Annotated in this window: 5 protein-coding genes and 2 pseudogenes; 5 read left to right on the top strand and 2 right to left on the bottom strand. The window is 62.0% G+C overall.

Annotated elements, in window-relative coordinates; genetic code table 11:
• Nucleotides 1–105: 105 nt before the first annotated feature.
• Nucleotides 106–669, bottom strand: a pseudogene (locus tag ACHMW6_RS28410) (alpha-amylase family glycosyl hydrolase); the annotation flags it as partial.
• Between the two features lie 434 nt (nt 670–1103).
• Here ACHMW6_RS28410 and ACHMW6_RS28405 point away from each other — a divergent pair.
• Nucleotides 1104–3836 carry a TonB-dependent receptor gene (locus tag ACHMW6_RS28405; RefSeq protein ID WP_395401974.1) on the top strand — a complete coding sequence of 911 codons (2733 nt, stop codon included), beginning with the start codon at nt 1104–1106 and terminating at the stop codon, nt 3834–3836.
• Nucleotides 3837–4019: 183 nt separating this feature from the next.
• Here the strand turns inward: ACHMW6_RS28405 and ACHMW6_RS28400 are convergent, their stop codons facing one another.
• A complete protein-coding gene (locus ACHMW6_RS28400) occupies nt 4020–5840 on the bottom strand; it encodes a M2 family metallopeptidase (RefSeq protein WP_395401972.1) in 1821 nt (606 codons plus the stop codon).
• 52 nt (nt 5841–5892) lie between these two features.
• On the opposite strand from ACHMW6_RS28400, the gene ACHMW6_RS28395 reads away from it, so the two are divergent.
• From ACHMW6_RS28395 to ACHMW6_RS28380, 4 genes and pseudogenes are all read left to right on the top strand, one after another.
• Complete coding sequence (locus ACHMW6_RS28395; protein WP_395401970.1) at nt 5893–8271, top strand: TIM-barrel domain-containing protein; 2379 nt, start codon at nt 5893–5895, stop codon at nt 8269–8271.
• Between the two features lie 119 nt (nt 8272–8390).
• Nucleotides 8391–9716, top strand: coding sequence for an MFS transporter (locus ACHMW6_RS28390; RefSeq protein WP_395408733.1), 1326 nt, complete (start codon nt 8391–8393; stop codon nt 9714–9716).
• Nucleotides 9717–9881: 165 nt separating this feature from the next.
• Nucleotides 9882–11514: pseudogene (locus tag ACHMW6_RS28385) on the top strand (alpha-D-glucose phosphate-specific phosphoglucomutase).
• Between the two features lie 19 nt (nt 11515–11533).
• Nucleotides 11534–13183, top strand: a complete 1650-nt coding sequence (locus ACHMW6_RS28380) for an alpha-amylase family glycosyl hydrolase (RefSeq protein WP_395401968.1) — start codon at nt 11534–11536, stop codon at nt 13181–13183.
• Nucleotides 13184–13217: the final 34 nt, after the last annotated feature.

Here is a 13217-nt window from a genome sequence, read left to right as displayed (position 1 = left end):
GGGGACGAACTTGCCGTCGTAGCTGATCCAGTCCGGCATCGGCATATCCTTCATCCACCAGTGTGAGCTGCCGATGTGGCTCAGCACCACGTCCTGGATCACGCCGATGCCTTTCTCGCGCGCCTTCGCCACGAAGCGCACGTAGTCCTCATTGCTGCCGTAGCGCGCATCGACCTTGTAATGATCGGTGGCCGCGTAGCCGTGATAGGAGTATTCGGGCTGGTTGTTTTCGACCAGCGGCGTTGGCCAGATCTGCGTGTAGCCCATGGAGGCCACATAGTCCAGGTGATCGGCCATGCCCTGCAGGTCGCCGCCATGGCGCCCGGAGCCGTTCTTGCGGTTGGCCTTCTCGGCCAGCGCAGCGACGCTGTCGTTGGACGGATCGCCGTTGGCGAAGCGGTCCGGCATCACCTGATAGATCGCATCCGCATTGTTGAATCCCTTGCGCTGCGCTGATCCAGGCGCACGGGCCCGCAGCTCGTACGAATAACGCACGGCGGGCTTGCCGTTCCTGGCGAAGACGACATCGAACTTGCCCGGCGCCGCGCCATCCAGCTGCAGGTCGATGAACATGTAATTGCGGTTGGCCACGCGCGAGACGGACGTGATGCGCGCGCCGGCGTAATCCAGGGAGGGTTCAAGGTCCGCGATCTTCGGCCCGTGCACCATCAGTTGCAGCTGCTTGTGCTGCATGCCGCTCCACCAGAAGGCGGGTTCCATGTGCTGGATGCGGTAGTCCTGGGCGTGGGCAAGAGGGAAGATTAATGTGCTTGCAAGCAAGGATGCAGCGGTGAAACGGACCATATTTGTCTCCGGGTTAGCTTGTGAACGCGACAATACACCGATTTGAGATGTAGTTCTACTACACAAATTTTAAACCGGTCTTGTAGCCGAAATACAACGGCTGGCAAAGTTCTCCTACGGGAGGCCCCAGAAATACGGTTTCGTGATGGCGAACATTCATTGACACTCAATCTAGTTTTAGTACAGAATCCGGCCCAGAGCGTGTGGGAAACCGTGTGCTTACCTTGGATTCCTGTGTAGTTGAATTAAACCGACAGTGCCAGCTCGCAGGAAAATTGTTTACAAGTAAGGGGACATTAATGAATAACTTCGCAAGCAAGCGAGGCAATACCGCTGCTTTCCAACTGAATCCGGTCGCCGCTGGCTGCGCCGTGTTCCTGTCCATTCTGGCGAGTTCCGCATACGCGCAAAGCGCGACGACCGGCCAGACTGCCGAAACCCCGATGCAGACCGTGACCGTGTCCGGTATCCGTCGCGGTATCGAGGACGCAATCTCGATCAAAAAAGACGCCACCTCCATCGTCGAAGCCATCTCCGCTGAAGACATCGGCAAGCTGCCGGATACTTCCATCGCCGAATCCATCGCGCGCCTGCCAGGCCTGGCAGCGCAGCGCGTGGGCGGCCGTGCGCAAGTGATCTCCGTGCGCGGCCTGTCGCCGGACTTCGCCACCACCCTGCTGAACGGCCGCGAGCAAGTCTCCACCGGCGACAACCGCAGCGTGGAATTCGACCAGTATCCATCCGAGCTGCTGAGCGGCGTCACCATTTACAAGACTCCTGACGCCGGCATGATCGGCCAGGGCCTGTCCGGCACGCTGGACCTGCAAACCGTGCGTCCGCTGAACTTCGGCAAGCGCACCGTGGCCATGAACGTGCGCGGCGAGAAGAATTCTCTGGGCACCATCGCCAACACCAACTCCTGGGGCAACCGCTTCAGCGTGAGCTACATCGACCAGTTCATGGACCGCACCGTCGGCGTGGCGCTGGGCTTTGCCCACCTGGACAACCCTGTGCTGGACCGCGAAACCGGCGTGTACGAGCCATGGAAGCGTGAGAACCGTCCAGGCGTGCCGACCGGCACCTACATCACCGACGGTATCAAGTCCCTGGCGCGCAGCGGCTACAACAGGCGCGATGGCCTGATGGGCGTGCTGCAGTACCGTCCGAGCAAGAACTTCACCTCGATGATCGACGTGTACGCGTCGCGCTTTAAGCATGAAGACACCGCCAACCAGTTCGAAGTGCACATCGGCGGCTACAACGGCGGCTACACTCCGGGCCTGAACTTCACCGGCGTCACCACCGACCAGGGCGCCCTGAGCGGCGGCACCGCCACCGGCGTGTACCCGCTGGTGCGCGGCATGTACGGCAAGCGCCGCGACGATATCCGTGCCATCGGCTGGAACAATGAATGGCGCCTGAACGGCGCGACCCTGGTGGCTGACCTGAGCCACTCGACCGCCAAGCGCGATGAAGTGAGCCTGGAAAACAACCTGCAGATCAGCGATGCTGCCGGCAATCCTTACCTGGACTCCGTGAAGCTGAACTTCGCCAGCGGCGGTTTCCCGACCATGGATCCGGGCCGCGACTACAGCAACCCTGCGTCGCTGTATGTGCGCAACACCATCTACGGTTCCGGCTACGGCAAGACCCCGAAAGTGGAAGATGAGCTGAATGCCATCAAGCTGACCGCCAAGTTCGATGCGACCGGCGCACTGGAGAACTGGTTCTCCAGCTTCGACGTGGGTGTTCATTACGCCGACCGCAAGAAGCAGAAGCGCCAGCCTGAAGGCGATATCCTGCTGAAGGGCGCACCGTCCACCATCTCGTCCGACCTGCTGTACAGCCCTGTGGACCTGGGCTTCGCCGGCGTGGGCACCATTCCGGCGTGGAACGTGCCTGCCGTGGTGAGCAAGTACATGATCTTCGCCCCGGTTGACAACCGCAGCTACCTGATCGCCAAGGCATGGGACGTGAACGAGAAGATCACGACCGCCTTCGTCAAGGCGAACATCGAGCACGACTTCGGCAGCGTGATGATGCGCGGTAACGTCGGCGTGCAGGTTCAGCACACTGACCAGTCGTCCGACGCCAAGTACTGGGACGGCACCGCCACCCCGGGCAACGAAGTCAAGCCTATCCACGACGGCAAGAAGTACACCGACTACCTGCCGAGCATGAACCTGGCCTTCGCCCTGGAGAATGACCAGACCGTGCGCCTGGCCCTGGCCAAGCAGATCGCCCGTGCCCGTGTGGACCAGCTGCGTTCCGCACTGGACTTCAACGTGGGCACCAACGACTTCAAGCCGAGCGGCAGCGGCGGCAACGCCCAGCTGGATCCGTGGCGCGCCAAGGCCTTCGACATTTCGTACGAAAAGTACTTCGGCAAGAAGGCGTACGTGGCGCTGGCTGGCTTCTACAAGAAGCTGGACACCTACATCTACACCCAGACCCAGCAGCATGACTTCTCGGCGCAGATTCCAGGCACCAAGGCGATCACCCCGTTCGGTAACTACACCGCGCCGTACAACGGCAACGGCGGTAACCTGAAGGGCGCAGAACTCACGGCTTCGCTGCCGCTGAACATGCTGACCCCAGTGCTGGATGGCTTCGGCGTGACCGGCAGCTACTCGTACAACGACAGCTCCATCGCGATCCAGGACCCAAGCAGCAATATCGGTTCGAACATCACGCTGCCAGGCCTGTCCAAGAACGTGAGCAACGTGACCGTGTACTACGAGAAGGCTGGCTTCGAGTCCCGTATCAGCATGCGCAAGCGCTCCGACTTCGTGGGTGAGATCAGCAACTTTGCCGCGGAACGTACCCTGCGCTATGTGGTGGGTGACCGCGTGATCGACATGCAGGTTGGCTACACCTTCGACTCCGGCATGTTCAAGGGCGTTGGCCTGCTGCTGCAGGTGAACAACCTGACCAACGAAGCTTACGAGACCTACAACGGTACCAAGAACCAGCAGCTCGAGTACCAGAAGTACGGCCGCACCGTGCTGTTTGGCGCGAACTACAAGTTCTAAGTATCGTGCTGTAAAGGAATCGGGGGCCGTGGCCCCCGATTTTTTTTAAACCCAAACCGTGAAGCTGGTGGCAGCCACGATGTGGTAGCCACCCGTTTTGGGCCGCAGGCTTATATGACGGCCGGCGGCTTATGAGCAGGTGTCTGCCACATCGTGGCAGACACCAGGGTTACGCAGTTGGTTTTATTTGGCCTTGGCGGCGAGCTGCTTGTTCTGCTCATCCAGCCACGTTTTCAGGGGCGCAAAGTACTCGATCAGCGCATTGCCGTCGATCCTGTCTTCACCGCTGACGGCCTTCAGCTCTTCCGGCCACGGCTTGGAAGTCCCCATGGACAGCATGGCCTGCAGCTTCTTGCCCGCTTTTTCGCTGCCGTAGATGGAGCACTTATGCAGAGGACCCGTGTAGCCCGCTTCGCGGCACAGTGCGCGATGGAACTGGAACTGCAGCAGGTGGGCCAGGAAGTAGCGCGCGTACGGCACGTCGGCCGCAACGTGGTACTTGGCGCCGGCGTCGAAACCGTCAGCCTGCATCGGCAGCGGGCGCTTCACGCCCATGTACTGCTCGCGCAGCTGCCACCAGCTCTTGTCGTAATCCGCCGGCTTGGTCTTGCCGGAATAGACATCCCAGCGCCATTTGTCCACCGAGTAGCCGAAGGGCAGGAAAGCCACCTTGGCCAGCGCGCGCTGCAGCAGGTTGCCGATGTCCGCGTTGGCATCGGGTTCCTGGTCCATCAGGCCGACCTTCTTCAGGTAGTCCGGGGTGATGGAGAGCGCAATGGTGTCGCCGATCGCTTCGTGGAAGCCGTCGTTGGCGCCGGTGCGGAACAGGTTGGACTGGTTCTTGTACGCCAGGTCGTAATAGATATGGCCCAGCTCATGGTGGATCACGGTGAATTCTTCGGTGGTCGGACGGATGCACATCTTGATGCGCACATCATCCTTGCCGTCCAGCTGCCATGCGGAAGCGTGGCAGACCACGTCGCGGTCCTGCGGCTTGGTCAGCAGGGAGCGCTGCCAGAAAGTATCCGGCAGCTTCTGCATGCCCAGCGAGGTGTAGAAACGCTCGCCGTACTGCACCATGTCCTTGGCCGAGGTCTTGCGGTCTTCCAGCACCTTGGTCAGGTCGAACTTGCTGGCGCCGGACGTTGGCATCAGCAGAGGATAGATATTGTCCCAGGTCTGGCTCCACATATTGCCGAACAGGTGGGCCGGGATCGGGCCGGTCAGCGGCACGACGTCAGGACCGTAGGCTTCGCGCAGCTTGTAGCGCGCGTATTCATGCAGCGAGTCGTACAGCGGCTTCACCTGCTGCCACAGGCGCTCCATTTCGGCCGCGAACTGCTCGGGCGTCATGTCGTACTGCGAGCGCCACAGCGCGCCGGTATCGGCATAGCCCATTTCGCGCGCGCCCTTGTTGGACAGATCAACATAATCGCCATACATCTTCTTGTAGGCCGGCGACTGGCTGTGCCAGCCGTTCCATGCGTCCAGCAGCTGCTTCGGATCGCGGCTGGTGGCCAGCACTTTTTCCAGTTCGCCCAGCGGCATGCAGGGACGGCCGTCCGTCGGGCAGTATTTGGCCTTGCCATAGGCGCCCTGCAGTGCAGCCTTCTTCGACGAGTATTCGGCGCGCTCTTTCGGATCGGACAGCATCAGCGTCAGCTGCAGCAGCTTCAGCTTGCGCGCATCGTCTTCGGAAAGCTTCAGGCCATTGTAGTGGCGCGCTTCCAGCGCGGCCTTGCCTGCGGCATCCAGCGTCAGCTCGCCAAAGTAGGCGGACAGCGCTTCCGTGTCGTCGGTAATGAAATTGGCCGCGACCCATTCGGCGCGGTTGGTGTCCATGCCCAGTTTGTCGAATTTCTCTTCAGTCGCCTGGATGAATTTATGCGCATCCGCCGCGGTGGCCTTGCCCTTCTTGGGGGCTTCGGCAGCGTGGACTGCGCCGGCGGACAAGGCCAGCGCGGTGGCCAGCACCAGCGGTTTCTTGGTCATCGTTTTGAACAATTCAATCTCCTCATGTGTAAAACTGCACGCTAATATAACACTCACGTCTTCTATGAAATACTTCAAGTTCGCCCTTTTGGCACTGGCCAGCCAGGCCGCACTGGCGCAGAATGCGGACCGGCATTTCGTGTCCGCCACGCGCAACCAGAACACGCTGGAAATCACCGTCAGCGACGGCAAATACCTGATCAAGCCATACTCGGCCACCGTGGTGGAAACCACCTTCATTCCGAACGGCGAGCGCTTCGATCCGGCTTCGCATGCCGTGGTGCTGGCACCGGCTGCCGCGACCGCGCTCAACGCCACACTGTCTGACCGCGGCGTCTCGCTTGACTTTGCGACGCCCGGCATCACCGTTCACGTCGAGAAGCAGCCTTTCCGCATCAGCTATATCTACAAGGGCCAGCCCCTGGTCGCTGAAAAGCGCGGCTATATCCGCGGCGCCGGCAACGAGACCATCGAATTCGCGCTGGACGGCGACGAAGCCCTGTACGGCGCCGGCGCCCGTGCGGTCGGCATGAATCGCCGCGGCAACCGCTTCCAGTTGTATAACAAGGCGAACTACGGCTATGGCAACCGCTCCGAGCTGATGAACTTCACGATCCCGATGGCGCTGTCGTCGAAAAAGTACGCGCTGCACTTCGATAATCCGCAGATCGGCTACCTGGACTTCGACAGCAGAAAGGACGGCACGCTGAGCTACGAAACCATCGGCGGCCGCAAGACCTATCAGGTAGTGGCAGGCGACAAATGGGAAGACATCATGGCCGGCTACACCAGCCTGACCGGCCGTCAGCCGCTGCCGCCGCGCTGGGCCTTCGGAAACTTCGCCAGCCGCTTCGGCTATCACACGGAAGCCGAAACCCGCGCCGTGGTGGACAAATTCATCGAAGAGAAGATCCCCGTCGATGCCGTGGTGCTGGACCTCTACTGGTTCGGCAAGGAAGTGAAAGGCACGATGGGCAACCTGGCCTGGGACAAGGATAGCTTCCCCAACCCGCGCGGCATGACCGCCGACCTGGCAAAGAAGGGCGTGAAGACCGTGGTCATCACCGAACCCTTCGTGCTGACGACCTCCAGCCGTTGGCAGGACGCAGTGAATGCGAAGGCGCTGGCCACCACGCGCGACGGCAAACCCTACACCTATGACTTCTTCTTCGGGAACACGGGCCTCATCGACCTGTACCGCCCGGAAGGCCGCGAATGGTTCTGGAATATCTACAAGAGCCTGAAGGCGGATGGCGTGACCGGCTGGTGGGGCGACCTGGGCGAGCCGGAAGTGCATCCGAGTGCGCTGCAGCACGGAACCGGCTCCGCCGACCAGGTCCACAACATCTACGGCCATGACTGGGCGCGCCTGATCGCTGAAGGCTATGCGAAGGAATTCCCGCAGGAGCGTCCCTTCATCCTGATGCGCGCCGGTTATTCGGGCTCGCAGCGTTTCGGCCTGATCCCGTGGTCGGGCGATGTGTCGCGCAGCTGGGGCGGACTGCAGTCGCAAATGGAGATCGCGCTGCAAATGGGCATGCAGGGCCTGGCCTATATGCACTCGGACCTGGGCGGCTTCGCCTCGCCGGTGCTGGACGATGAACTCTATGTGCGCTGGCTGCAGTACGGCGTGTTCCAGCCGGTATTCCGTCCGCACGCGCAGGAAGAAGTGCCGGCCGAAGCGGTGTTCCGCGAACCGCGCACCAAGGCGCTGGCGCGGGATGCGATTCGCCTGCGCTACGCCATGCTGCCGTATAACTATACGGCCGCTTTCGAAAACAGCCAGACCGGCATCCCGCTGATGCGCCCCATCCTGTTCGAGGATGCCGAAGGCGCGGGCCTGTCGTCCACTTACCTGTGGGGCGACAGTTTCCTGGTCGCGCCGATCACCGAGCCGGGCGCCGCGCGCAAGGAAGTCTACTTCCCGAACAAGGGCAGCGTGTGGTTCGACTTCTACACGGACAAGCGCCATCGCGGCGCCATCACCGAAGTGGTGTCCACGGTGCCCGACCACATCCCGGTCTTCGTCCGCGCCGGCGCCTTCGTGCCGATGGCAAAGGTGGTACAGACCACGCGCGACTACAGCACGCAGCAGATCGACCTGCACTATTACTACGATCCGCTGGCCGGCGCGACCAGCGGCAAGCTGTATGACGATGACGGCGCCACGGCCAACGCCTACGAGCAGGGCAAGTATCAGCTGGTGCGCTTCAATGGCGCGGCTGACGCCAAAGGTTTCGAGATCGCCATCGCCACGGAAACCGGCAAGGCGGTCCAGGCGCAAGCGCGCGGCTACAAGCTGGTCGTCCACAATGTGGTGGCCCGCCCACGCACGGTCACCCTGGATGGTAAACCGTTGGCTTTCACCTGGGCGAAAGGGCGAATGGAGGCGTCGCTCCCGGCGCGTAGCGCAATGCAGGCCAAACTGGTGGTTATTCTGTAGCCTGACTACAAAAACCGTCGCAAACCGGCGATTTTCGGGCTAAACCGTGATTGACAGCCCGAAATAGCCATGTTATTTTGCTACAAATTTACTCAAAATACTCGGGACAGCTGATGCAGATGCACGCCGCCATTACCAAACCCAGGCTGTCTTTCTGGCAGCTCTGGAACATGAGCTTCGGCTTTTTCGGGATCCAGTTCGGTTTCGCGCTGCAGAATACGAATACCAGCCGCATTTTCGCGACACTGGGCGCCACGCCGGATGAACTGCCCCTGTTCTGGCTTGCCGCGCCGGTGACCGGCCTGCTGGTGCAGCCCATCATCGGCTACCTGAGCGACAACACCTGGCACCCGAAGTGGGGCCGCCGCCGTCCCTTCTTCTTCATTGGCGCAGTGCTGGCTGCGATCGCGCTGTTCCTGATGCCCAATTCCGCGGCCATCTGGATGGCCGTGTCCGTGCTTTGGATGATGGATGCGTCCATCAATGTGTCCATGGAGCCCTTCCGCGCCTTTGTCGGTGACAAGCTCGATCCTTCGCAGCAGACGGCCGGCTACGCGATGCAGACTTTCTTCATCGGCTGCGGTGCGGTGATCGCCTCGCTGCTGCCAACGCTGTTCACGGACATCCTCCATGTGAGCAATGAAGCCGTCAACGGCGCCATTCCGGACTCCGTGCGCTACTCCTTCTATGCAGGCGGCGCGGCTTTCTTCCTGTCCGTTCTGTGGACCGTGCTGACCGCCGACGAACTGCCGCCGGAAGACATCGAACAATTCCGCATGGAGCGCGCCGTGAAGCGCGGCTTCGCCCACTCGATCAAGGAAGTGTTCGGCGGCTTCGTCCACATGCCGTCCACCATGGTGCAACTGGCCTTCGTGCAGTTCTTCACCTGGATCGCCCTGTTCGCGATGTGGATCTATACCACGCCGGCCGTGGCGGACAATGTCTTCGGTACCACCGATGCGCAGTCCAGCGCCTTCCAGCAGGCCGGCAACTGGGTCGGCATCCTGTTCGCGGTGTACAGCGGCGTTTCCGCGCTGGCGGCCTTCATCCTGCCGGTGTTTGCACGCGCGACCAGCCGCAGGGTCGTTCACATGAGCTGCCTGGTGATCGGTGGCGTGAGCCTGGCCAGCATGTTCATGATCCACGATAAGAATATGCTGATGGTGCCGATGATCGGCGTCGGCATCGCCTGGGCCAGCATCCTCACCATGCCCTACGCGATCCTGGCCGGCGCACTGCCTGCCAAACGCATGGGCTATTTCATGGGCGTGTTCAATTACTTCATCGTGATTCCGCAGATTCTTTCCGGCCTGGTGCTGGGCTTCGTGACCAAGCATTTCCTGGGCGGGCATACGGTGAATACGCTGGCGCTGGGCGGGGCGTGCATGGTGGTGGCGGGTGTGTTGACGCTCTTCGTGAAGGATTCTGCGCAGCCCGCCGGCTGAGCATGAACGGCGGATCAATGATCCGCCCTACGACGCGTCCCAGGCCCCAACGGGGCTGTAGGGCGGATCATTGATCCGCCGTGTATGCGCCACCCATCCGCGCGCCTCTGCGTCGCAGTTCGCGGCAAACTGTTGGTTGATCGAAACCCGTAGGAGCAAGCGAACATGGCCATCCAGACCGTAGCAACGACCCCGATCCCCGGCCAGCGTCCGGGGACCTCCGGACTGCGCAAGAAAGTCGCGGTCTTCCAGCAGCACACCTACCTCGAAAACTTCATCCAGAGCGTGTTCGACACCCTGGGCGACACCAGCGGGAAAACCCTGGTGTTGGGCGGCGACGGCCGTTACCACAACCGCGCCGCCATCCAGACCATCCTGAAAATGGCCGCTGCCAACGGCTTCGCGCGCGTGTTGCTGGGGCAGGGCGGCATCCTGTCCACGCCGGCCGCCAGCTGCGTGATCCGCAAGCACGGCGCTTTCGGCGGCATCATCCTCTCCGCCAGTCACAACCCCGGCGGCCCGGACGGCGACTTCGGCGTGAAATACAACGCCGGCAACGGCGGCCCCGCACCCGAGCAGCTGACGGAAGCCATCTACGAACGCAGCACGGTCATCTCGCGCTACCGCATCAGCGACCTGCCGGACATAGCCATCGACGCCGTCGGCACGACGCGCATCGAGAACATGGCCGTGGAAATCATCGACCCGGTGGCCGACTATGCCGAGCTGATGTCCCGCCTGTTCGACTTCGATGCAATCCGCAAGCTGTTCGCGAGTGGCTTCACGATGCGCTTCGACGGCATGCACGCCGTTTCCGGTCCTTATGCGAAAGCCATCATCGAAGGCATGCTGGGCGCGCCCGCCGGCACGGTGATCAATGGCGTGCCGCGCGAGGATTTCGGCGGCGAGCACCCGGACCCGAACCCCGTCAACGCCGCGCAGCTAATCGACATCATGGCCGCACCGGATGCGCCCGATTTCGGCGCCGCATCGGATGGCGACGGCGACCGCAACATGATCCTCGGCCGCAAATTCGACGTCACGCCGTCCGACAGCCTGGCCGTGCTGGCCGCGAACGCCCAGGTGGCGCCGGGCTACCGCGCGGGCCTGAAAGGCATCGCCCGGTCCATGCCCACCTCGCGCGCCGCGGACCGCGTGGCCGAAGCGCTGGGCATCCAGTGCTACGAAACACCCCACCGGCTGGAAGTATTTCGGCACACTGCTGGACGCCGGCCGCGCGACCCTGTGCGGCGAGGAGAGCTACGGTACCGGCTCGGACCATATCCGCGAAAAGGATGGCGTGTGGGCCGTGCTGTTCTGGCTTAACCTGCTGGCCGCCAGCGGCAAGTCTGTCGAAGAAATCGTGAGCGCGCATTGGGCGCGCTTTGGCCGCAATTACTACTCGCGCCACGACTACGAGGGCATCGAAACGGAAGCGGCCAAGCTGCTGATGCAGGACTTGCGCGTCAAGCTGCCTGCGTTGCCGGGCAATGAACTGAATCACTACACGATCGCCGCCGCCGACGATTTCGAATACACGGACCCGGTGGATGGCTCCCATGCCAGCCAGCAGGGCGTGCGCATCATGATGACGGACGGCTCGCGCATCGTGTACCGACTGTCCGGCACAGGCACGGAGGGCGCTACGCTGCGCGTGTACCTGGAGCGCTATGAACCCGATCCGGAACAGCACAAGATTCCGACGCAACAGGCGCTGGCCGGCCTGATTGCGATTGCAGACAGCATGGCCAATATCGCCATGAACACTGGCCGGAGCAATCCGACCGTCATTACATAATCAACTAAAAAGGAGTCGCATGAAGCTCACATCGATAGCACTGTCCGTCCTGCTGGCCGCGAGCACCGCGCAGGCAGCGCCGCCCAAGCCATTCATGTGGGAGAACGCGACCGTTTACTTCCTGTTGACCGACCGCTTTGCGAACGGCGACAAGGCCAATGACCTGGCCTACGGCCGCAAGGCCGATGCGGCGCCGCTGCGCGGCTTCATGGGCGGCGACCTGAAAAGTCTGACGGCCAAGGTCAAGTCGGGCTACTTCGATGACCTGGGCGTCAACGCCATCTGGCTCACGCCGCCCGTGGAGCAAATCCACGCAGGCACGGACGAAGGCACCGGCAAGTCCTACGGCTTCCACGGCTACTGGGCGCGCGACTGGACGGCGGTGGACGCCAACCTCGGTACCGAACAGGATTTTCGTGATTTCGTTGAAACGGCCCACGCGCGCGGCATCCGCGTGCTGCTGGATGTGGTGATGAACCATACCGGGCCTGTGACCGAAGCCGATCCCGTTTGGCCTGCAGACTGGGTGCGCACCGAGCCGCAGTGCCAGTACAAGGATGTGCCGACCACCGTCAGCTGCACGCTGGTGAAGAACCTGCCGGACGTGCGCACGGACAGCAATGCGCCGGTGGCCCTACCTGAAGCGCTGGCCGCGAAATGGAAGGCCGAAGGCCGCTACGAGCGCGAAATAAAGGAGCTGGACGAATTCTTCGCCCGCACCGGCTATCCGCGCGCGCCGCGCTACTACCTGATGAAGTGGCATGCGGACTGGATACGCAAATACGGCGTCGATGGCTTCCGCGGCGACACCGTCAAGCACACGGAACCCGGCGTATGGAAGGAATTGCGCAAAGTGGCCGTTGCGGCTCACGATGAGTGGAAGCGCGCCAATCCGAAGAAGGTCCTTGGCGACGGCAAGTTCTATATGACGGCCGAAGTGTACAACTACAATATCGCTCACGGACGCCAGTTCGACATGGGCGGCGGTGCGATGGCCGATTTCTACGACAACGGCTTCGATAGCCTGATCAATTTCGGTCTGCCCAGCGATGCGAAGCAGCCGTATGAGGCGCTGTTCAGCAAGTATTCCGCGCAGCTGGCAGGTCCGCTGAAGGGCCACTCGGTGCTGAACTATATGGATTCCCACGACGATGGCAATCCTTTCGATGCCGCCCGCGCCAAGCCCTTCGAGACAGCCAACAAGTTGCTGCTCGCGCCGGGCGCGGCGCAGATTTATTACGGCGACGAGACCGCGCGCCGGCTGGACGTGTCCGAAGCCGTGGGCGACGCGAAGCTGCGCTCGTTCATGAACTGGGATGATCTGGCGTCGAACGCCCAGCGCGATGGCTACCGTGTGGCGGATGTGCGCGCGCACTGGAGCAAACTGGGGCTGTTCCGCCAGGCGCATCTGGCGGTAGGTGCCGGTGTGCACGAGAAGCTGGCCGATGCGCCTTATACCTTCAAGCGCGTGCTCGGAACGGACAAAGTCGTCGTTGCCCTTGACGTGCCCACTGGCGCGCCGCTGCCAATCACCGTGCGTGGCGTGTTCGCGGATGGGACTAAGCTGCGCGATTTCTATTCCGGCGACCGCTATGTGGTCAAAGGCGGCGCCGTGCAAACTTCCGGCAAAGCCTCCACCATCCTTCTCGCGCCGGCGGCGCATCCCTAAAACCAGAGGCGTGAACCTGGTGTCTGCCACATCG

It is taken from the genome of Pseudoduganella sp. UC29_106 (assembly GCF_044055365.1).
GTDB lineage: Bacteria > Pseudomonadota > Gammaproteobacteria > Burkholderiales > Burkholderiaceae_D > Rugamonas.
This window is presented reverse-complemented; position numbering and strand designations above follow the sequence as displayed.